The sequence below is a fragment of the Enterococcus sp. AMC1086 genome, from assembly GCF_058216575.1.
In genome coordinates this window covers 2,474,676-2,495,360 of sequence record NZ_CM177100.1, presented here as the reverse complement: position 1 = coordinate 2,495,360, position 20,685 = coordinate 2,474,676, and the positions used below count along the sequence as shown (strand labels likewise).

The window sequence follows — 20,685 nt, the reverse complement described above, 5'->3', positions numbered from 1 at the left end:
ATTTGATAAAAAAATATTGTTTAATTCTTTTTTTCATGGTAATATTTTTATCAAGCGATAAAAAAGTGTCTTATTTTTTAAGTATTTTTTTATCAGTTGATAAAAAAAGAGGTGGAATCAATGTTTTTAGGTTTAGAAGAGATGAAGTATTTTAAGCTTAGGTACACATTAGTAATAGGTGTCATTGTATTGGTTGCTTACGTGGCTTTTATGCTGTCTGGTTTGGCTAATGGACTTGCTGAAGGGGTAAGACAAGGTGTTGATCAGTGGGATGCTACGAGCATTATTTTATCTGAAGATGCGAATAAAAGTTTAAATGCTTCAAGTTTGACAATGGATGACTTGAAACAAGTAGAAGCACAGCAAAAAGAACCGCTTGGACAATATGCTGGTGCATTAAACAAAGCGAATGCAAACAAAGATACAGACAAAATCAATATTTCTCTTTTTGGTGTGACTGAAAATAGTGCCATCAAACCCAAAATAGTTGAAGGACGATATTTTAAAAACATAGGAGAAATCATCATTCCACAAAATTTAGTAGATAAGGGAATCAAGCTCGGAGATCGTGTAAAAATCGGTAAGCTAGATAAAGAGCTAAAAGTTGTGGGTATCACGAAACAAAATAGCTTTAGTATTGTCCCATTGATTTATACCTCACTTGATCAATGGCAAGAGCTTAAGTTTGGCAAAGTCATTGAAGGTTCAAAAGCACCGATCAATGGCATCGTTGTACGCTCTACTAAAACAAATAACATCAAGCTAAAAGATACAGATGGTCATTTAGCTAAATACGATATTGACGCATTTATTGATAAATTGCCTGGCTACAGTGAACAAAATCTTACCTTAAATGCGATGATTTACTTCTTGTTTGTCATCACAGCAGCAATCATTGGGATTTTTATCTATGTGATGACGCTACAAAAAACAAGTTTATTCGGCGTAATGAAAGCGCAAGGGATTTCTAACGGATATATTATCAAATCGATCATTGCCCAAACCTTTATTTTAGGAGTTATCGGCGTCATGATTGGTGTGGTCTTGACCTTACTGACAAATCTTGTTTTACCGTCAGCTATGCCGTTTGAATTAGATAGTACAAATCTGTTTATTTATAGTATAGTGTTGATTATTGTTGCAGTATTGGGCGGCGTATTCTCTATTCGAACAGTGACACACGTTGATCCCATGAAAGCGATAGGAGGGTAATAAAATGACTGATATTTTATTAATGGATGATATTCGTAAAATCTTTGGTAAAGGACATGCAAAAGTTGAGGCACTAAAAGGGATCAACTTAAAGGTTAAAGCAGGGGAATTCGTCAGTATCATCGGTCCTTCTGGTTCTGGAAAGAGTACGTTTTTAACAATTGCAGGTGGACTACAAACGCCAACCTCTGGTACTATTATGATCAACGGAAAAGACTTTACACATTTAAATGAAAAAAAACGATCAAAATTACGTTTTGAAGAAATTGGGTTTATTTTACAATCCTCAAACTTGATTCCATTTTTAACTGTGGAGAATCAGTTCAGATTAGTTGATAAAATTGAAAAGAAAAAAACGGAGAAAAAACGAATCAATGAGCTATTATCTTCTTTAGATATTGCCAATTTAATTGACAAATTCCCAAGAGATTTATCTGGTGGAGAACGTCAGCGAGTTGCTATTGCTCGGGCTTTATTCAATGAACCAAGTTTGATTTTAGCGGATGAACCAACAGCTAGTTTAGATACAGAACATGCGTATGAAGTTGTAAAAATTTTAGCGAAAGAAGCGCATGAAAAACAAAAAGCAACAATCATGGTCACTCATGATCCTAGAATGATTGAGTGGAGTGACAATGTTTATCGTATTGAAGATGGCGAATTGACAAAAGAGTCTTAAAAATATAAAGAAGATAAGAGAAAACTATTTTTAGTTTTGTCTCATCTTCTTTTTGAATTTTGAGTATTATAAAAATCAATTTTAGGTTATGATAATAGTGGAGAAAAATTAGAGGTTGGATATACATGTATTTGGTATGAAAAATAAAGGTTAAAATAGTAGAAAGTGAGGCAGTAGAATGGATAATAGAGTGGAAGTAATGACATTTTCGCAATTGAAAAAAATTGTAGAAGAACTTGAAACAAATAATGTAATCAATGATAATACAAAAGTATTTATTGATACTGGATGGGACAGTGTTCAAGAAGTTGAACCAAACGCCTTTCATGTAGAAGAGGTCATAGAATTTAAAGTACAAGATGAATTGACAAAAGATTTCTATGTAGGCTATTCATTGACAGAAAAAGCAGAACGGATGCAGGCACAAGGTCAAACAGAAACGGCTGTCATTATTAGAAATTTATATTAAATGTTAATTGATTTTTAAGTAAAGGTTTTCCCTTTTTAAAAGATACACACTGTTTCTTTTTGATAGTATACTATATCATGGGAAATAATCATTAGGAAGGTGGTGTTTCTTCTGACAAATCAAATTCCATTTCCAAAAAACTATGAACGGTTTATTGAGCTGGGACAAGAAGCCATAAAAAAGAATAATTTGATTGAAGCAGTTGACTATTATGAACAAGCTTATGCAATTCAACAAGATTTTCCATTGAATTTGGTGTTAGTAAATATATATTTAGAATTAGGAGAGAATGAGCAGGCATTGTCATTGGCTTCAGAAATGAAAGAAAAGTATTTTGCTAATTTAGATTATATGGAGATTTACATTCAAATTTTGATCCAAAATCATATGTTTATTCAAGCACATAGTCTTATAAATGAACGAATTTTGAAGGAACAAAGCGGGGAAATGAGAAAATTGATTTCTTTGAAGAAGAAAATTCGTCATGTTGAATTAATGTATCAGGAGTTTGAAGTTGGTAAAATCAAAGAATTACAAAAAGAATTAGATCATTTAAATACACACAATTACTATGAGCAGATAGCCATTGTAAAAAAAGCGGGACAACTACCTCATGATGAATTTATTGTGATTGGGAAAAAGATTTTATTAGATGCCCATGTACATAATTTGGTTCGTTCTTGGATACTTGAAGAACTTGCAAGTCTTCATTTAAAAGAAGAGGTTCAATTTTTGTGGAGAGATAACAAAAAATATACTGTTATTCCAGCGTGCATTGGAACGCCGTTAGATAGTGCTGCATACCAAAGAATACTGTTATTTTTAGAAAAAGAATTGATCAATGATGACCCTATTTTATTGGTTGATATCATGGAAGAAATTCGCTTGCATTTTGCGTTACTTTATCCTTTGGCAGATGAAATCATTAAAGATCCTAGGTTGTGGGCCATAAGCTATATTAGTTCCTATAGCCATTCAACTGCACAAAAATATCAAGTAGACGAAGAGCAATCTGAAATTGAAAAAATAAAAAAGATCCAGAACCAGATTCGTTTAGAATTAGAAACGATGATTTTATAGAGGTAAAAAGAGATTGGGATAGAAGGGTTTATTCGGATTCCTTAAGGCTAGGACATAATTCGTAGAGTTATGTTCTAGCCTTTTTGTAGGTATCTATTGTCTCATCTTGTGATTAATAAAGACTTGCAGTACAAATGAGAGTAGGAAGTAAAGAAAAAGAGCACCTTGAACACAAATAATAACTAAAAATAAGAGCTGATAATCAATAATTGAAAATTGATTAAAATAACGGCTGATAATAAATTCAGTGAGAGCTAAAATAAGCGAAACAAGTAGTAACCTTGTGTGACGATGGCTCAATGTTATCCACTACCTAACTAAAGTATTTTTCAAAAGATAATAATAACATAAAAAAACAATTTTTTTCCATCAATTTTTCCATGGAATCGATAGAAAAATGATAAATATATATAAATTACTAGTCGTATTATAGTATTCTTAGCTATTTCAGTAATAACTATGAGTTGCATTGCTGACGTGACGAAGGCCGATGTACGGTCAGTTAATGATGTAGAAATAATAGCTGGAGTATTAAAAATGGAATCGTATAAAATAAGGTTCCATTTTTGCAAGAAAAAAACTCTCTTGAAATAACAAGAAAGTTCAATAAGTTCAAGTTTGTCGCTAACCTATTTATATCTCAAAGATTCAACTAAATAATCATTATAAAAATATGTTATAATCAATTTTAGAACGGATTTATTAGTGATCCTCACGATGTAACGTATAGTGAAAAAATAAAAAACGCGCCCTGAGGGAATCGAACCCCCGTCTCAAGAACCGGAATCTTACGTGATATCCACTACACTAAGGGCGCAAGCACGAATACTAGTTTAGCTGATATTTCAATAAATTACAAGGGGAAGGACAAAAATAATGAAATTTGAACAACAGCTATCGCAGCAACAAAAACAAGTCCAAAAACTTGCAATGACCCAACAATTACAGCAATCAATACAGATTTTACAATACAATACAGAAGAACTTTCTGCGTACATAAAAACTAAATCGTTGGAAAATCCTTTGATCGACATTCAGACAGAGACAAATTACGGAGATTTTCCCGATTCAGGCAGTCGAACCTATACAAATGAAGAAACTAATTATTTAAATCAAATTCCTGACAACCATATGTCGCTTTTTGAATATTTGATTGACCAGATTCATTTGAACTATCGAGATACTTATTTGCGAACACTGATTTTATTTTTAGTTGAGTATATTGATTTAAATGGTTATTTGATGATCGACTTAGATGAAGCTACTGAAAAAACAGGTGCAAAAGCAATTGAAATGCTAGATGCTTTGACGTTGATCCAACAATTAGATCCAGCAGGTGTTGGTGCAAGAGACTTGCGTGAATGTTTGTTGCTGCAAATTGAACGGGATGATACTGCACCTGATTTAGCTTATATTGTTATTGAAGAAGAATTCGATCATTTGGCTAATCGAAAATGGGGATTGATTGCAAAAAAATTTGATGTAGAATTGTCAGAGATCCAAACGATTTTTGATTATATTCAGATGTTGACACCAGCTCCAGGAAGTATTTTTGAATCAACTTCTGGGTTGTATATCCGTCCAGATTTAACTTTACGCATCAAAGAGAATCAACTGAAAGTTCTTTCTAATAAAACGGCTACGCCAACAATTCAATTTCAACAAGCTTATTTTGACCGAATGCAAGCAACAGATGACAAAGAAGTTCAAGAGTATATTAAAGAAAAGAAAAATGAATTTGAATGGCTAAAAAAAACGATCATTCAACGGGGTGATACGATTTTAAGAGTCGGGATAGAAATTGTTCAACGTCAACAAGAGTTCTTTTTTAAAGAAGATCGCCCCCTAAAACCAATGACGCTTAAAGAAATTGCAGACTCTTTGAACATCCATGAATCAACGGTCAGTCGGACAGTTAATGGTAAATATCTAGAAACAGAATTTGGTGTGTTTGAACTTCGCTCATTTTTTTCTCATGGTTTATCAAATGAGAGTACAGGGGAAGAAACGTCAACCAGCAGCATAAAAAAACAATTGCAAGTTTTAGTTGATAACGAAAACAAAGCCAAACCTCTTTCAGATCAGAAACTTGTAGACTTGTTAAAAGAAAAAGGAATCGAAATTTCCCGCCGTACGGTTACGAAGTATCGAGAAGCATTAGGGATTCCAGCGTCTTCTAAACGAAAGAGGTACGATGAATAGAACGAGAAGAGACAAAACTAACAATAGTTGCGTCTCTTCTCCTCTATTTAATAAAGGATCAAGGACTAAGACTGCAAAACTAAATGTTCAGAAGGTAATCCATCTTCAATTCCTTGCCAAACAGATACAAAGTGATATTTTTTTAAAAGATGTTTTGAAGCACCATTATTTGGATCGATAATAGCATAAACTTTAGCCTGAGATAATGCTTCAGAATGCTTTATTATATCCAACAAAGTAGCAATAATTTGGTTAGCATAGCCTTGCCCCCAGTATTCTGGCAATAGCATATAGCCAATCTCAATTTTCTTATCTTGATCCCAGGATAATTTAGCAAAACCAATATAATTTTTTTGATCGAAGACTTTGTAATAACCAGTTTGATCATGATAAGTCGCATTATATGCTAAAATTTTGTTGAAATTTTCAGCAGCTTCTCTTTGAGATTCTGCCCTTTCAGTGATATAACGCATGACACGAATATCTTTGGTCAGGATTGAATAGAGTTCTTGATCAGGCTCCTGATAGAATTTGAGCATTATATTTTTATTAGTAGACATTATTTTCACCTCTTAAGGAATATAGTTTCTTTTAGTATAATTGTTTTTAGATAAAAATAGAATATATTCATATAGTTAAAGTATATGATCAAAAATTGTATTGAATGTTATCATTATCAAATAAATCAAGGCAATTTTTTGATCTCCGATGAAGTAGGTCAAAAAGCCAATGCCTCCGAACAAAATAATTTCAGTTATTATTCGTTGCATGTTATTGAAACGTTTTGGTGCTAAAGGAGCCATATAGTTGCTCCAAAAAAGAATGGTACAAATTGGAAAACCGAAACTAAATATAATTTTTAAAATAAGAGGATCTACTTTAAGAGCGATGGTGATGATTAAACCAATCGAAATTAATTCAAGCAGGAATCGGATGCTATTGTTGAGTGCTTTGATCATTTTAGACACCTATTTTCTCTGGCGATTTTTTGTTTTGTTTAATGATAACAGTTGTGTTAGGTTGTAGGTCAATAAAACGATAAAAAAACTGTATCCTTCTATTCTCTAAGGATACAGCATGTTTTGATAAGCCACCTGACGGATTCGAACCGTCGACCCCCACCTTACCATGGTGGTGCTCTACCAGCTGAGCTAAGGCGGCAATAATCACAATACAGATATCAGATTACCTTAGTTCCAAATATTTGTCAACGTTTTTTCAGTCTGGAGAGAATAGCGAATTTGATTTGAGACATACTTAATAAACCTTTTTTAGTCTTTTTCATTTTTATAATAAAAAGTGTTTGACATAGTATTTATTTTCCAGTAGAATACAACGTAACAACAAAAGAATAACAGTCCGTTGAAGAGAAGAGTAAATTTGGACGTGCTTTAGTAGAGAGTCTCGGTTGGTGAAAAGAGATAAGCATATAAGAGTTGAAGATGGTCTCATGAGGATAAGCTGTTGATAGGTAAGCAGCTTCGGGAAAGCACCCGTTATCAAAGCGACAAGTTATAAGACTTGGTCTAAGAAAAGTAATAATCATTACTTTAAAAAAAAGGTGGTACCGCGATTATTCGCCCTTTACTAGCATAAGCTGGTGAAGGGCTATTTTTATGTTCATTACAACTAGTACAACAATACAAAAGAGCGAAGAACATAGTGATTCTTCAAACAACTAAATAAACAAAGCAATGAGATGGAAAGTACAGATGAAACGATATCTAACAGAGAGCTTGGGTAGCTGAAAACAAGCGATAAACGAAATCTGGAAAATGGCCATTGAGCAGCGCTTCGAGTGAGTAATTCATAAGACAGCGACGGATGCACCCGTTACTATGCTAGAGTATAATCGATTATTGATCGACGTACTTGACGAGGATATCCATGTGAGTGGATATCAAGTAGAGGTGGTAGCACGCAAAAGCGTCCTCAAATGTATAAACTTATACATTTGAGGACGCTTTTTTCTTTTTATAAATAACAATGATGGAGGAATGATACATGAAGAAAAAGTTTTTGAATATAGCATTTATCTTGCTAGGGTTCGTTGTGATTGCAGCATGCGCTAAGAGTGAAAATTCTGCAGCAAACAAAGAAAAAGAAGTGAAAATTATTCGAGTCGGGACTTCACCTGGGCCATATAGCGAATTATTTTTAGAAGCAGTCAAACCCATCTTAGAAAAGGATGGCTATCGAATAGAACAAACTGAATTTACAGAATTGATCCAAGCAGATGTAGCGTTGACAGAAGGCGCAATTGATTTAAATGTCGACCAACACACCGCATATCTAACTAATTTCAATGAGAATAAAGGAACTCATTTAGTTGGAATTACAGCGATTCCGACTGTTCCAGCAGGACTGTTTCCAGGAAAAAGAAATACATTAGATGAAGTAGTAGAAGGCAATAAAATAGGAATTCCTGATGACGCTTCAAATACCGCACGAGCCTTCAATCTTTTACAAAAAGCTGGCTGGATCAAATTAAAAACAAGAATTGATCCAGTTAAAGCAACAAAAGAAGATGTTGTTAGTAATCCTAAGAATCTAGAGCTTATCCAAATGTCATCGGCGCAAATTCCTAGAAGTTTGCAGGATTTAGATTATGCAGTAATCCCTGGAAGTATTGTTTACAGTGCGAAGCTTGATCCAAATGACAGTTTATTTTCAGAAGATGTGTCAAAAGAATATGAATTAGTCGCAACGGTCGATCAAAAAAATCAACAGAGTGAGTGGGCACAAGCTGTAGTGAAAGCTTATCATTCAAATGAATTCAAAAAATATTTGAAAGAACATAACCAAGGAGATTACTGGTTTATACCAAAAGAATTACAGGAGGAACAAAAATGATCGAATTAAAAAATATAGATGTCACCTTTTATCAGAAAAAACAACAAATCGATGCAGTGAAAAACGTCTCTCTAACGATCAAAAAAGAAGATGTATTTGGCATTGTTGGTTATTCAGGAGCCGGGAAAAGTACTTTAGTTCGCGTGATCAACTTACTACAACGACCAACAGCAGGAGAAGTCATTATCAATGGCAAAAATATTCTTAGTTTTTCACCGAAGCAACTGCGAGCACAGCGTAAAAATATCGGGATGATTTTCCAACATTTTAATTTGATGAAAGAACGCACGATTTTTGCTAATGTTGATTTTTCTCTAAAATATTCTAATCTTTCAAAAGAACAACGAAAAGAAAAAATTGAACGATTGCTTGAACTGGTAGGTCTTTCAGATAAAAAAGAGGCTTATCCGAGTCAATTATCTGGCGGACAAAAACAACGAGTAGCTATTGCTAGAGCGTTGGCGAATGATCCAGAGATATTGTTATGTGATGAAGCAACAAGCGCATTAGATCCTAAAACAACGATTCAGATTTTAGACTTATTGAAGAAGTTAAATAAAGAATTAGGTTTGACGATTGTTTTGATTACCCATGAAATGCAAGTTGTGAAAGAAATTTGCAACAAAGTCGCTGTGATGGAAGATGGACAAGTGATCGAACAAAATGATATTGTCTCGATTTTCAGTCAACCAAAAGAAACCTTGACGAAGGACTTTATAAGAACAGCAACACATATCGATCAAGCGCTGGAAACTATTATTCAGCATCCAAGTTTGACGAATCTGAGTGGAAATGAAGTATTGGTAGAATTTTCTTATGTAGGGGAGCAGACAAGTGAACCGCTGATTGCTCAGCTTTATAGCAAATACCATGTAGTTACGAATATTTTATATGGAAATGTGGAAATCTTGCAACAGGTTCCAATTGGCAATTTGATCGTAATTCTTTCTGGAGAAGAACATCAACGAGAAAAAGCATTAGACTTTTTACAAAAACAAGGTGTAAAAATCAAAGTGCTGAAAAAGAATGAACCAGAAGAAAATATCCAACCATTACATGTTATATAAACGGAAACAAAAGAAGGAGTGATCATTATGCAGCATTTTTTACAACAATATTTTCCAAATGTCTTATTACTAAAACAAGAATTTGTTGATAGCACGATTGAGACCTTATATATGGTCTTTTGGACAGCAATTATTGCTGGAATTTTAGGAACATTACTTGGCGTTGTTCTAGTAGCAACCAGTCCTAATGGGATTTTAAAAAATAATGTTCTCTATAGTATTTTAGAAAAAATCATCAATATTTGTAGATCCATTCCTTTTATCATCATGTTGGCATTGATTCAGCCAATCACTCGTTTTTTAACAGGAACAACGATTGGAACCACGGCTGCTTTAGTGCCACTAGTGATAGGGGTGATTCCATTTTTTGCTCGTCAAATCGAAAACGCCTTATTAGAAGTTGATTCAGGTGTGATTGAAGCCGCAGAATCAATGGGAACAAGTCCTTTAGGAATTATTTTTAGAGTGTACTTAATTGAAGGCCTACCAAGTATTATTCGAGTCTCATCTGTTACGATCATCAACTTGATCGGTTTAACCGCTATGGCTGGTGCAATCGGCGCTGGTGGGTTAGGAAACTTAGCGATCACCAGAGGCTATAATCGGTTCCAAACGGATGTGACAGTTGTTGCGACATTGATTATCTTAGTTTTAGTATTTGCCAGTCAATTTATAAGTAATACATTGATCAAGAAAACATCCCATTAAAAAATGAAAAGAGGAATTTTAAATGAAAAAGACAATTAAAATTATCGGATTAGCGTTAACCATTGGATTTGTATTAGCAGGCTGTTCTGCTGGAAATGCTAAAAGTGAAAAGAATGAAACTGTAAAAATAGGTGTTGTTGGTGCGAATAATGAAGTACTAGAATCAGTAAAGGAACGTTTGAAAGATGACGGAATAGACCTGCAGCTTGTTGAGTTTTCTGATTTTACACAACCAAATGCTGCATTAGCAGAAAAAGAAATAGATTTAAATTCATTCCAGCATCAAATTTTCTTAGATAACTACAATGCAGAACACAAAACGGATCTTGTTTCGATCGGTAATACGGTCAGTGCGCCATTAGGGATTTATTCTTCCAAAATCAAAGATGTAAAAGAACTTAAAAATGGTGCTGAAATCGCGATTCCAAATGATACGACGAATGGCGGGCGCGCATTATTGTTATTACAAAGTGCTGGGCTGATCAAAGTAGATCCTGTGAAAAAGCAAATACCAACCGTAAGTGATATTACAGAAAACAAATTAGATTTAAAGATAACGGAATTAGATGCATCACAAACGGCTAGAGCACTTCAAGATATCGATGCCTCTGTGATCAATAGCGTAATGGCTATAGATGCTGGCTTAATCCCGACAAAAGATGCGATTTTCTTAGAACCTGTGGATGAGACCTCTAAACCTTATGTCAATATCATTGTTGCCCGTAAAGAGGATGAAGACAATAAAACGTATAACAAAGTAGTCGACACCTATCAACAAGAAGCGACAAAAAAAGTCATTGAAGAAACAACAAAAGGGTCAAGTATTCCAGCTTGGGAAACATTTGGCAGAAAATAAGAGGAGGATGATCATATGACTACACTGACAAAACAAACGATTCAAGAAGAAATTCAGCAAAATGCAGACGAAGTGATTGCTCTTAGACGTCATTTCCATCAATATCCTGAAGCAAGTTTAAAAGAATTTGAAACAATTAAACGAATCAAAGAGGAACTGAACAAGCTAGATATTCTATTTGAAGAAGTAGGAGAAACAGGAGTACTGGGCACTATTGTAGGAAAAAAGCCTGGTAAAACAATCATTTTAAGGGCAGATATCGATGCGTTGGAATTAGAAGATGCAACCGGAAAAGAGTACCAATCTAAAAATCCCGGATTAAATCACGCATGCGGTCATGATGGTCACGCGGCAGCTTTGTTGGGTGCCGCAAAAGTGTTGAAAAACCATCAGGATGATTTTGCTGGAACGATCAAACTAGCGTTTCAGCCAGCAGAAGAAATCGGTGCTGGCGCTTGTCAGTTTGTCGAGGGTGGTTTTGTAGAAAATATCGATCAAGTATTCGGGATTCATTTAGATTCAAGTGTTCCTGTAGGGAAATTAGTTGCAACTAAAGGAGCCACTAATGCTTCTTGTGATATTTTTAAAATCGAAGTGGAAGGATTAAGCAGTCATGTGGCGCAACCAAATGTTGGGCGGGATGCTGTATTAGCTGCGGCAAGTATCGTTGTGGAATTACAGAAAATAGCAGCAAGAGAAGTTAGTCCATTGGATCCTGTTGTTGTTGGAATCGGTGTACTTGATGCTGGAACCAGATATAATATTGTCGCCAATCATGCAAGAATTGAAGGAACTGTTAGAGCGTTCAGTCATGAAACGCGGGCATTCGTTTTAAAACGTGTGCAAGAGATAGCCAATCAAATTGCTGAAGCCCATCGAACAAACATTTCGGTTTTCCATATTCATGATGCGGCAGGCCCTTTGATAAATGATGATACGGCAACTGAATTGGCACAAAACGTAGCAGCTGAAATTGTTGGAAGTCAAAATGTCGTAACGGATCATACAAAGAGCTTAGGCGCGGATGATTTTGCTGATTTTTTACTAAAAGCACCTGGCGTTTATGGTCGAGTAGGAACTCGAAATTTAGATGATCCGGAGACACACTATGGCCATCATCATGAAAAGTTTGATATTGATGAAGCAGGATTGGCGTTGGCGACAGAGTTTCATGTGCGCTATGCATTAACGTATTTGAATTCAATCGGATAGCAACATGTAAAAGTATAATTATTGAAGTAGTATAAACTTGAATAATTATACTTTTTTATTGCACTCGCTAAAAAACTCCTTAAATTGTACAAAGAGGATAGAGAGTTTAGCAATATTCTTGCTTTTCAAAACAATTATGTTAAACTATTTTTGTAAAGAAAGGTGATTAAGAATGTTTTTTCTTTCAGATAAATTTGTAAAAAGAAGCAGCTCCCAACAAATGAATGTGATGAAGCATTGTTGTGGAGCCTAATAAAATGAACGCTTCATCGTCTAAACAAATACTGAATTTTTGAGACTAAGCGGTAGTCTTATTTAGTGTTGCTTTTGACGATGACCTTGATTTTTATAGAGCTGATTGAAGGACAACGTGTTTCGTGCGTTGTCCTTTGTTATTAACGACAAGGGATGAGATAGGTGGAGCCTATTTGATTCCTTGTTTTTTTGTTTGATAAGCAAATGACCTTTTAACTAAACGTACGAAAGCATTGTTTGAACAACGTTTAAATGTTGAATAGATAAAACAGAAACTTACTAAAATTTACAATAAAAGAACAGCAAAAAGAGCAAAAAAATCTTTGTGGAAATGGAAAAGAGGAAAAAATATGAGTCTATTAACAATCGAACACTTAACCCAACGCTTCGGCGAAAAAATTCTTTATGAAGATGCATCTCTTCGTGTCAATAAAGGAGATCACATGGGATTAACTGGACAAAATGGAGTGGGAAAATCAACCTTAGTTAAGATTTTGACAGGTGAAATCTTGGCAGATGATGGAACGATTACGTGGCAAAATAATACTAAGATCGGTTATTTAGATCAATATGTAGAACTTATTGGAAATAGTACGATCAATGAATTTTTACACCAAGCATACAAACCATTATACGAAATCGAAGATAAAATTAATGAGTTATATGCAGAATATGGCGAAAGTGGTGCAGACAAATTATTAGAACGAGCAGGAAATTTACAAACACAACTCGATGAAAGTGATTTTTATCAAATCGATACAATCATCAATGATCTTGCTAATGGTTTGGGAATTGAAGCGATTGGATTAGATCGTCCAATGAACGAATTGAGTGGTGGACAACGATCTAAAGTTATTTTAGCAAAGCTTCTTTTAGAAGAACCGGATGTTTTACTATTGGATGAACCAACCAATTATTTAGATGACACGCATATTCAGTGGCTGATCAATTATTTAAATGATTTTGCTGGAACCTTTATTTTAGTTTCTCATGATTATCACTTTTTAAATGCTGTAACGAATTGTATTTGTGATATTGAATTTGGCAAATTAACAAAATACACGGGGAATGTGGAAAAATCGTTTGCTCAAAAAGAACAAAACAAAGAAAGCTACTTAAAGCAATACCATGCCCAACAAGCCAAAATTGAAAAAGCGGAAGCGTATATCCGTAAATACAAAGCAGGAAATCGTGCGACCATGGCGAAAAGTCGTCAAAAGCAATTAGACCGGGTAGAACGCATGGCGCCGCCAGGTAGTTTAATAAAACCACAAATTCAATTTCCTTATCAACCAATCGTCGCGAGTTTGGCATTGATTACGGATGAATTAGTGATCGGCTACTCAGACCCATTATTAGCACCGATCGATCTATCTGTTCACAGTGGAGAAAAAGTGGCGATCAAGGGCTTTAATGGAATCGGAAAATCGACATTGATCAAAACTTTAACGGGGAAAATTGAGCCAATTAGCGGTGAATATCAGTATCCAGCAAATACAAAAATTGCTTATTTCTCACAAGATTTGACGTGGGAAAATGATTATTTGACTCCGTTAGCCTATTTAAGTGATTGCTTTCCGAAAAAAACAGTAAAAGAAATTCGCACGTATTTAGCCAAATGTGGATTGCCTGATAAATTAGTGAATCAACAGCTACGACTATTAAGTGGAGGAGAGCAGACGAAGGTAAAACTAAGCGAGTTGACGATGGATTCTAGCAATATTATATTCTTAGATGAACCAACGAATCATATCGATGCAGCAGCAAAAGAAAGCTTACGTCAAGCGATTCAGCAATTTCAAGGAACGATCGTCATTGTTTCTCATGAAGAAGAGTTTTATCTTGATATCACAGATCGTGTGATCAATATTGAAGAAATGATCCAATAAAAAATTGCTTCTAACATTTTAAACAATGTTAGAAGCAATTTTTTATTTCATTAAGCCATCATGGATTTTATCTAAATTCCACTTCATCATGGCATAATAACTATCGCCATCTTCTCCTTTTTTCGCAATGGAATCAGTGAAAATCGTACTGTAAATCGGTAGATTCGTTTCTTTTGACACACGCTCCATACTACGTTTGTCTACACTTGTTTCAACAAATAAAGCAGGAACTTTAGTTTCATGGATTTGATCGATGATTTGTTTCATTTGATCAGGTGTTCCTTGACTTTCTGTGTTGATTTCCCAAATATAGGCAGCTGTTAATCCATAGGCTTTAGAGAAATATTTAAAGGCGCCTTCGCTTGTGACCAGTAGTTTTTTATTTTCTGGAATATCTGCAAATTTTTCTTTCGCTTCTTTATCCAAAGTGGCAAGCTTTTCAGTGTATTCTTTGGCATTTTTTTCATAAGTCGCTTTATTTTTGGGATCTTTTTCACTTAAGGTATCTCTGATTGAGTCGACATAAGAAATGCCGTTTTGAATATCTAACCAAGCATGTGGATCTTGTTCGTCTTCTTGTCCAGCGCTGGTTAAGTACATAGGTTCGACTTTTTTACTTACGGAGAAAAAGTCTTGATCTTCCTTTTTATTTGCTGTTTCCATCAGCTTGTTGAACCAACCGTTGCCGCCTGTTTCTAAGTTTAGTCCATTGAAGAATAAAACATCTGCTTCTGATGCTTTGGCAACATCTTCTGGCAGTGGTTCATATTCATGGGGATCTGTTCCGACAGGGACGATACTGTGCAGATTGACTAAATCTTTCCCTACATTATCGATCATATCTGCAAGAATCGAATTAGTAGCAACAACATTGATCTTTTCTTTGTCTGAGGTATCTGTAGACTTAGATTGACAAGCTGCTAATAAAAATAAACTAGCTAAAGCGGTGATAATTAGTATTTTTTTTCTCATAAAGTTGGTTCCTCCGTTTTCTGTTTATTGACAAAAAATAGTCCTTTTTTAGGTGAGAATAAAAAGGCTAAAATGAAAAATGCTGCGGCAGTCAAAACGATCGTAGCGCCTGATGCCAGGTTATACGAATAGCTAAAGAATAAACCGATGATTGAACTAGATATCCCAAAGAGAGAGGCTAAAGCGATCATTGTCGGTAAGTGATTCGTCAATAGATAAGCAGTCGCAGCCGGAGTAATCAACATAGCGATCACTAAAATCGTTCCGACTGTTTGTAAAGATGAAACAGCCACTAACGTTAGCAAAAACATTAATGCATAATGGAAAAATTGAACATTTAGACCATAAGCTTGTGCCATAGTTGGGTCAAAAGAGGTGATTTGCAATTCCTTGTAAAAGATTCCCACAAAGAGCAATACAATGATTCCAACGACTGCAGTAATCAAAATATCAGAATCTCGAACAGCTAAAACATTTCCGAAAAGAATATGATAAAGGTCAGTTGAACTTTTTGCGAAAGAAATCATAATGATTCCTAAAGCGAAAAATGAACTGAAAACCACACCGATCGCCGTATCATTTTTTAATTGACTTTTTTGTGTAATAAATCCGATCAATAAAGCAGCCAGAATTCCGAAAATCGATGCGCCAAAGATATAATTGACACCAAACATATAAGAAGCGGCAACTCCTGGCAGTACTGCATGTGAAATCGCATCCCCCATCAAGGACATTCCTCGTAAAACAATAAATGAACCAATGATTCCTGAAACCAACCCAACAATGATCGAAGTGATCAAAGCATTTTGTAAAAATTGGTAACGAACCAAACCATCAATAAAATTCGCAATCATGTGTCAGCCACTCCTTTGATAATAATATCGCCCATTGTGTCTCCATAGGCCAATTGAATATTTTTGTTAGTAAACGTTGTTGCGACAGGACCATTTGCAATCAGTTTTTTCTTCAAAATAATCACTTCGTCAAAATAATGAGTGACTTTATGAAGATCATGATGAACGATCAAAATTGTTTTGCCAGCTTCTTTTAATTGTTTAAGAATATCCATGATAACTCTCTCACTTGTCATATCGATTCCCACAAAAGGTTCATCCAAGACGATGATATCTGCTTTTTGTGCAAGGACCCGAGCGATGAATACTCGCTGTAATTGTCCACCTGATAATTCACCAATTTGACGCTTAGCAAATTCTTCTAGTTGAACTGTTTTTAGAGCGGCTAAAGCTTCTTCTTTTTCTTTCTTTCCAGGACGTTTCATGATACCGAGTTTTGGATAAGTCCCTAGAAGAACGACCTCCAAAACATTGATAGGAAAAGACAGATCTAATGCGCTACGTTGTTCGACGTAAGCGATTCTTTTCTTTTGAGTATTAAGAGGTTGATCTCCTATAAATACCGTTCTAGAGTCTACCTTAAGCAACCCTAGCATTCCTTTTAGAAAAGTAGATTTTCCTGCACCATTCGGACCGATGATTCCAGTGATTTTTCCAGCAGAAACTTGTAAAGAAATATTGACTAAGGCTTTTTGGCCTTGATAACTAACAGTTAAATGCTCGATTGTAATGTTATTATTATTTATAGACATAAAAAAACCTCCTTTTTAGGTTTGCCTTAAAATGAGTATATGACAAAATTAAATTGAAATCAATCTTTTTTTAGGTAAGCCTAAAAATAAAGAGAAGGCTAGGGCATAACTTTACGAGTTATGTCCTAGCCTTAAGGAATCCGAATAAACGTTGGGAGCAAAAGCAACGCCTTTGTCCCAACCCATTCCTACTTAATATGGTTTGCTTTGATATGGGCCAAGTAAATTGAAAATCGAACTTACCACTTCTGAATGTGATTTGTTTTTAGGATATTGATTTGATAATAAAATTACAGCATTTTTTCGATCTTTGGAAATCATTGAATTTGATTCAAAGCCTGCTTCATTTCCGTGACCCTTAATATAAGTTGAAAAGTTGTAAAGACCACCCATGTATTTTGCTTCAGTTTCTGGAGTCCAAAGTTCATTGATGGTTTGTTGATCAATAATTTTTCCTTCAAATAAATCTGAATAAAATGAATAAAGGTCATCAACGGTCATACCAACATTTCCGGTCCCAACTTCTTGATCGAAGGTTAAATTATTATCTTTGATTTCAGAGGCAACATTTTTATTGTTGGATTTTTCATAGGCATAAGTTCTATTTGTTGATTTTACAAAGTCATTATAGAAACAAGTATGCGATAACTTGAGTTCGTGAATAAATGTTCGTGTAAATAATGTACGGTAAGAAACTCCTGTCAACTGCTCTAGAATGCCAACTAAGATTGAATAATTGACTGCTTCATACCTATATTTACCATAATCGCTCATGGTTGCATTAGAAATGGCAAATTGAACAAAGTCTTCATCAGACATCATGATCGTGGGTTTGATTTTTTGTTGCAATCCAGATGTCATTGAGAGTAATTGACGAATTGTTATTTTTTTGCTATCTGGAACAGTTGGATAAAACTGGTCTAGTGTATCATCTAACGAAAGCTTCTTAGCTTGAATTTGTTGCGAAATAAGAGCCGCGGTAAACGCTTTTTGGATTGAACCAATTTGAAAGGTAGATTGAGAATTATTTAGTCGGCTTTCAGAAAAATTAGCATAGCCAAACCCTTTTTTCAAAATAATCTGTCCGTTGTGAATAATTAAAGCTGTACCAACAAACTGAATATCCTCTAGTTTTTGATTTAATTCTTTAGCAAAATCAGAAGTAGGCTGAATGTCTTTATTTTCAATTTGCTGTATGTTTTGAGTAGAAGGGAGAGTAGATTCTGTTGTTTTCGCAATCGTCTCACTTGAATTTCTCTTAATATCAGATTCAGGATGATGTTGAAAAAATAAAAGATAGACTTCAATTCCAATTAAAATGATTAAGATGAAGAGAATGAATGCAGGAATAAAAGGATTGCTTTTTTTATGGTGTTTCTTATGATGCATACGTAAAACCTCCTCTGACTAGTATATATTTTACCTATACAGCGCAAAAAAACAATATGATTGTAGCGGATTTAACGAACAGTTTTGTAAGTACGAATTTTCTTCGCTCAAAAGTCGTTATATTTTCAAATTTTTGTCACAAGAAAGAAAAAGATTCATGATTTTTTTAGGAATCAATGTTAGAATAGAATTTGAAGTTTTTAACGATAAAAATAGAAAATATCTAGACCACGGAGGAAATCATGACCCAAAAATACAAGGATAAAACATTACGAATCTTTAGTTTGAATGCCAATCGCCCTTTAGCTGAAAGAATTGCTGAAGTTGTCGGGACTGAACTGGGAAAAAGTACGGTGCGCCAATTTAGTGACGGAGAGATTCAGATCAATATCGAAGAGAGTATTCGTGGGGACCATGTTTTTCTTGTTCAATCGACCAACCTGCCAGTCAATGATAATTTAATGGAATTATTGATCATGATTGATGCGTTAAAGCGAGCAAGTGCTAAAACAATTAATGTCGTTTTACCATATTATGGATATGCTAGACAAGATCGGACAGCTAAACCAAGAGAACCGATTACTGCAAAATTAGTTGCAAATTTATTAGAAGAAGCAGGAGCTACACGTGTGTTGACGTTAGATTTACATACCGTTCAAGTACAAGGTTTCTTTGATATTCCAGTAGATAATCTGTTCACAATGCCATTATTCGCGCACAATTATCGCCAGCAGCAGTTGACAGGAGAAGACATCGTTGTGGTTTCCCCTAAAAATAGTGGTGTACAACGTGCTAGAAGTTTGTCTGAGTATTTAGATGCAACATTAGCGATCATCGATCAAGATGAAGTAGACGGTGTACGCTCAGGTTATGTGATCGGAGAGGTTAAAGATAAGACGTGTATTTTAGTCGATGACATTTTAAATTCTGGCAGTACGATGGCGACTGCGGCAGCTATTTTAAAAGAAAATGGTGCAAAAAGTATTTATGCTTGTGCCTCTCACGGCCTACTATCTAAAGGGGCAAAAGAGACGCTAGATGCATCACCGATCGAACAAATTTGTGTGACTGACTCTGTCTTCATTTCTGAAGAGCGTAAACCAAAAGCTTTGAGCATTGTTTCTTGTGCTGAACTGATGGGTGAAGCTGTCAAACGAATTCATGAAAACACACCAATGAGCCCATTGTTTCGTTTAGAAGAGAAATAATAACGTTCTGTTTAAATTAAGAAGGAGGTTCAGTTATTGTTTTAGACTGAACCTCCTTTTAGTATTTATGTCGGTCAAATAAAAAATAGTCAAGAAAACGAGTATGAATAAAAGAATGGAGTTATACATGTGAAAGAACAGAAAAAGGGTGTTTTATTAGGATTTGTTGCGTATGTTTTTTGGGGGATCATTCCAATTTACTGGAAGTTGTTACCTATGGTCGATCCGCTGGATATTTTGTGTTATCGAATTGTTTGGTCTTTTGTCTTTATGATCATCTTTATTTTAGTCATGAAAAAATGGTCATTGTTTTTGACTGAGGTCAAAACTGTTTTACAAGATAAGAAAAAATTAGTTGCGATTATTTGTGCGGCTATTTTAATTTCAGTCAATTGGTTTACGTTTATTTACACGGTCAGTCAAGGACATGTGACCCAAGCTAGTTTGGGTTATTATATGAATCCTCTTGTCAATGTTTTGTTAGCAACGTTGATCTTGAAGGAAAAATTGAGTCGTTCTGGTATGATTGCTTGTGGATCAGCCTTAACAGGAGTTTTATTATTAACGATCCAAACAGGAGAGATTCCTTATGCACCGCTGATTATGGCTGTTACATTTAGTTTTTATGGATTGATAAAAAAAGGTGTTACGGTAAGCTCCTATACTGGTTTGACGATTGAGACGTTTGTCATTTTGCCGGTTGCCTTGATTTATCTTATATTCTTTTCGCGACAAGGATTTATGCATTACGAAGTATCAGCTAATCTATTATTGATGGGCGCAGGTATTGTTACAGCGATTCCGTTATTACTTTTTGCGCAAGCAGCAAAACAGATCCCTTATATTATTCTAGGCTTTATTCAATATGTTGGACCAACGTTAATGTTGATATCTGCACTATTTTTATACCACGAACCTTATTCCTCAGAACAATTTATCGCCTTTGGTTTTATTTGGATTGGTATTGCAATTTTTACGTATGGTAATATTTATACCTATCGTAAAGAAAAACGATTTGCCAATTAAAT

General features: G+C 34.8%; 19 protein-coding genes, 2 tRNA genes and 2 other annotated features. Of the genes, 13 read left to right on the top strand and 8 right to left on the bottom strand.

All coding sequences use genetic code 11. The features are described 5' to 3' along the window. Nucleotides 1-120: 120 nt before the first annotated feature. The 4 genes from AC4BC4_RS11750 (at nt 121) to AC4BC4_RS11735 (ending at nt 3,440) form a co-directional block, all read left to right on the top strand. A complete protein-coding gene (locus tag AC4BC4_RS11750) occupies nt 121-1,212 on the top strand; it encodes an ABC transporter permease (RefSeq protein ID WP_490475814.1) in 1,092 nt (363 codons plus the stop codon). 4 nt (nt 1,213-1,216) lie between these two features. After that, nucleotides 1,217-1,891 (top strand): ABC transporter ATP-binding protein, encoded by a 675-nt coding sequence (locus AC4BC4_RS11745; protein ID WP_490475813.1) that lies wholly within the window; start codon nt 1,217-1,219, stop codon nt 1,889-1,891. Nucleotides 1,892-2,069: 178 nt separating this feature from the next. Continuing rightward, complete coding sequence (locus tag AC4BC4_RS11740) at nt 2,070-2,360, top strand: hypothetical protein (protein WP_490475812.1); 291 nt, start codon at nt 2,070-2,072, stop codon at nt 2,358-2,360. A gap of 102 nt (nt 2,361-2,462) precedes the next feature. Beyond that, complete coding sequence (locus AC4BC4_RS11735) at nt 2,463-3,440, top strand: tetratricopeptide repeat protein (protein ID WP_438756974.1); 978 nt, start codon at nt 2,463-2,465, stop codon at nt 3,438-3,440. Between the two features lie 745 nt (nt 3,441-4,185). On the opposite strand, the gene AC4BC4_RS11730 is transcribed toward AC4BC4_RS11735, so the two are convergent. Further along, nucleotides 4,186-4,257: transfer RNA gene (locus AC4BC4_RS11730), tRNA-Arg, on the bottom strand. A gap of 59 nt (nt 4,258-4,316) precedes the next feature. On the opposite strand from AC4BC4_RS11730, the gene rpoN reads away from it, so the two are divergent. After that, nucleotides 4,317-5,642 carry an RNA polymerase factor sigma-54 gene (gene rpoN, locus AC4BC4_RS11725; RefSeq protein WP_490475811.1) on the top strand — a complete coding sequence of 442 codons (1,326 nt, stop codon included), beginning with the start codon at nt 4,317-4,319 and terminating at the stop codon, nt 5,640-5,642. Between the two features lie 65 nt (nt 5,643-5,707). Here rpoN and AC4BC4_RS11720 read toward each other — a convergent pair whose 3' ends face one another. The 3 genes from AC4BC4_RS11720 to AC4BC4_RS11710 all read right to left on the bottom strand — a co-directional run bounded on the left by AC4BC4_RS11720 (nt 5,708) and on the right by AC4BC4_RS11710 (nt 6,803). Then, nucleotides 5,708-6,202, bottom strand: coding sequence for a GNAT family N-acetyltransferase (locus AC4BC4_RS11720; RefSeq protein ID WP_490475810.1), 495 nt, complete (start codon nt 6,200-6,202; stop codon nt 5,708-5,710). A 75-nt stretch (nt 6,203-6,277) separates the two neighbouring features. Next, nucleotides 6,278-6,601, bottom strand: coding sequence for a YrdB family protein (locus tag AC4BC4_RS11715; RefSeq protein WP_490475809.1), 324 nt, complete (start codon nt 6,599-6,601; stop codon nt 6,278-6,280). 129 nt (nt 6,602-6,730) lie between these two features. Next, nucleotides 6,731-6,803, bottom strand: a tRNA-Thr gene (locus tag AC4BC4_RS11710). 192 nt (nt 6,804-6,995) lie between these two features. Continuing rightward, nucleotides 6,996-7,230, top strand: a binding site (T-box leader). A 97-nt stretch (nt 7,231-7,327) separates the two neighbouring features. Beyond that, nucleotides 7,328-7,579: a binding site (T-box leader), on the top strand. Between the two features lie 67 nt (nt 7,580-7,646). On the opposite strand from AC4BC4_RS11710, the gene AC4BC4_RS11705 reads away from it, so the two are divergent. The 6 genes from AC4BC4_RS11705 (at nt 7,647) to AC4BC4_RS11680 (ending at nt 14,482) form a co-directional block, all read left to right on the top strand. Further along, on the top strand, nt 7,647-8,495 hold the full coding sequence (locus tag AC4BC4_RS11705; RefSeq protein WP_490475808.1) for a MetQ/NlpA family ABC transporter substrate-binding protein: 849 nt from the start codon (nt 7,647-7,649) through the stop codon (nt 8,493-8,495). Next, a complete protein-coding gene (locus tag AC4BC4_RS11700) occupies nt 8,492-9,562 on the top strand; it encodes a methionine ABC transporter ATP-binding protein (RefSeq protein WP_490475807.1) in 1,071 nt (356 codons plus the stop codon). The genes AC4BC4_RS11705 and AC4BC4_RS11700 overlap by 4 nt, the downstream gene beginning before the upstream one ends. A 27-nt stretch (nt 9,563-9,589) precedes the next feature. Continuing rightward, a complete protein-coding gene (locus tag AC4BC4_RS11695) occupies nt 9,590-10,270 on the top strand; it encodes a methionine ABC transporter permease (RefSeq protein WP_490475806.1) in 681 nt (226 codons plus the stop codon). Between the two features lie 22 nt (nt 10,271-10,292). Beyond that, nucleotides 10,293-11,126 carry a MetQ/NlpA family ABC transporter substrate-binding protein gene (locus AC4BC4_RS11690; RefSeq protein WP_490475805.1) on the top strand — a complete coding sequence of 278 codons (834 nt, stop codon included), beginning with the start codon at nt 10,293-10,295 and terminating at the stop codon, nt 11,124-11,126. Nucleotides 11,127-11,141: 15 nt separating this feature from the next. Beyond that, nucleotides 11,142-12,338 (top strand): amidohydrolase, encoded by a 1,197-nt coding sequence (locus AC4BC4_RS11685; protein WP_490475804.1) that lies wholly within the window; start codon nt 11,142-11,144, stop codon nt 12,336-12,338. Between the two features lie 605 nt (nt 12,339-12,943). Beyond that, on the top strand, nt 12,944-14,482 hold the full coding sequence (locus AC4BC4_RS11680; protein ID WP_490475803.1) for an ABC-F family ATP-binding cassette domain-containing protein: 1,539 nt from the start codon (nt 12,944-12,946) through the stop codon (nt 14,480-14,482). Between the two features lie 42 nt (nt 14,483-14,524). Here AC4BC4_RS11680 and efaA read toward each other — a convergent pair whose 3' ends face one another. The 4 genes from efaA to AC4BC4_RS11660 form a co-directional block, all read right to left on the bottom strand. Continuing rightward, nucleotides 14,525-15,454, bottom strand: coding sequence for an Mn/Fe ABC transporter substrate-binding lipoprotein EfaA (efaA, locus tag AC4BC4_RS11675; RefSeq protein WP_490475802.1), 930 nt, complete (start codon nt 15,452-15,454; stop codon nt 14,525-14,527). Beyond that, nucleotides 15,451-16,308, bottom strand: coding sequence for a metal ABC transporter permease (locus tag AC4BC4_RS11670; protein WP_438756960.1), 858 nt, complete (start codon nt 16,306-16,308; stop codon nt 15,451-15,453). Before AC4BC4_RS11670 ends, efaA begins: the two co-directional genes overlap by 4 nt. Continuing rightward, complete coding sequence (locus AC4BC4_RS11665; protein ID WP_438756959.1) at nt 16,305-17,060, bottom strand: metal ABC transporter ATP-binding protein; 756 nt, start codon at nt 17,058-17,060, stop codon at nt 16,305-16,307. Before AC4BC4_RS11665 ends, AC4BC4_RS11670 begins: the two co-directional genes overlap by 4 nt. A 192-nt stretch (nt 17,061-17,252) precedes the next feature. After that, complete coding sequence (locus AC4BC4_RS11660; protein WP_438756958.1) at nt 17,253-18,449, bottom strand: serine hydrolase domain-containing protein; 1,197 nt, start codon at nt 18,447-18,449, stop codon at nt 17,253-17,255. A gap of 242 nt (nt 18,450-18,691) precedes the next feature. Here AC4BC4_RS11660 and AC4BC4_RS11655 point away from each other — a divergent pair, with 242 nt between their 5' ends. Both AC4BC4_RS11655 and rarD read left to right on the top strand, forming a co-directional pair. Beyond that, entirely contained in the window at nt 18,692-19,657 is a 966-nt protein-coding gene (locus tag AC4BC4_RS11655) for a ribose-phosphate diphosphokinase (protein ID WP_438756957.1), read from the top strand. Nucleotides 19,658-19,786: 129 nt separating this feature from the next. Further along, entirely contained in the window at nt 19,787-20,683 is an 897-nt protein-coding gene (gene rarD / locus AC4BC4_RS11650; protein WP_490475801.1) for an EamA family transporter RarD, read from the top strand. Nucleotides 20,684-20,685 lie beyond the last annotated feature (2 nt).

Bases quoted from the DNA above. Each gene is read 5' to 3' on its own strand.
- AC4BC4_RS11750 (WP_490475814.1), top strand. From the start codon at position 121: ATGTTTTTAGGTTTAGAAGAGATGAAGTATTTTAAGCTTAGGTACACA.
- AC4BC4_RS11745 (WP_490475813.1), top strand. From the start codon at position 1,217: ATGACTGATATTTTATTAATGGATGATATTCGTAAAATCTTTGGTAAA.
- AC4BC4_RS11740 (WP_490475812.1), top strand. From the start codon at position 2,070: ATGGATAATAGAGTGGAAGTAATGACATTTTCGCAATTGAAAAAAATT.
- rpoN (WP_490475811.1), top strand. From the start codon at position 4,317: ATGAAATTTGAACAACAGCTATCGCAGCAACAAAAACAAGTCCAAAAA.
- AC4BC4_RS11720 (WP_490475810.1), bottom strand. From the start codon at position 6,202: ATGTCTACTAATAAAAATATAATGCTCAAATTCTATCAGGAGCCTGAT.
- AC4BC4_RS11715 (WP_490475809.1), bottom strand. From the start codon at position 6,601: ATGATCAAAGCACTCAACAATAGCATCCGATTCCTGCTTGAATTAATT.
- AC4BC4_RS11705 (WP_490475808.1), top strand. From the start codon at position 7,647: ATGAAGAAAAAGTTTTTGAATATAGCATTTATCTTGCTAGGGTTCGTT.
- AC4BC4_RS11700 (WP_490475807.1), top strand. From the start codon at position 8,492: ATGATCGAATTAAAAAATATAGATGTCACCTTTTATCAGAAAAAACAA.
- AC4BC4_RS11695 (WP_490475806.1), top strand. From the start codon at position 9,590: ATGCAGCATTTTTTACAACAATATTTTCCAAATGTCTTATTACTAAAA.
- AC4BC4_RS11690 (WP_490475805.1), top strand. From the start codon at position 10,293: ATGAAAAAGACAATTAAAATTATCGGATTAGCGTTAACCATTGGATTT.
- AC4BC4_RS11685 (WP_490475804.1), top strand. From the start codon at position 11,142: ATGACTACACTGACAAAACAAACGATTCAAGAAGAAATTCAGCAAAAT.
- AC4BC4_RS11680 (WP_490475803.1), top strand. From the start codon at position 12,944: ATGAGTCTATTAACAATCGAACACTTAACCCAACGCTTCGGCGAAAAA.
- efaA (WP_490475802.1), bottom strand. From the start codon at position 15,454: ATGAGAAAAAAAATACTAATTATCACCGCTTTAGCTAGTTTATTTTTA.
- AC4BC4_RS11670 (WP_438756960.1), bottom strand. From the start codon at position 16,308: ATGATTGCGAATTTTATTGATGGTTTGGTTCGTTACCAATTTTTACAA.
- AC4BC4_RS11665 (WP_438756959.1), bottom strand. From the start codon at position 17,060: ATGTCTATAAATAATAATAACATTACAATCGAGCATTTAACTGTTAGT.
- AC4BC4_RS11660 (WP_438756958.1), bottom strand. From the start codon at position 18,449: ATGCATCATAAGAAACACCATAAAAAAAGCAATCCTTTTATTCCTGCA.
- AC4BC4_RS11655 (WP_438756957.1), top strand. From the start codon at position 18,692: ATGACCCAAAAATACAAGGATAAAACATTACGAATCTTTAGTTTGAAT.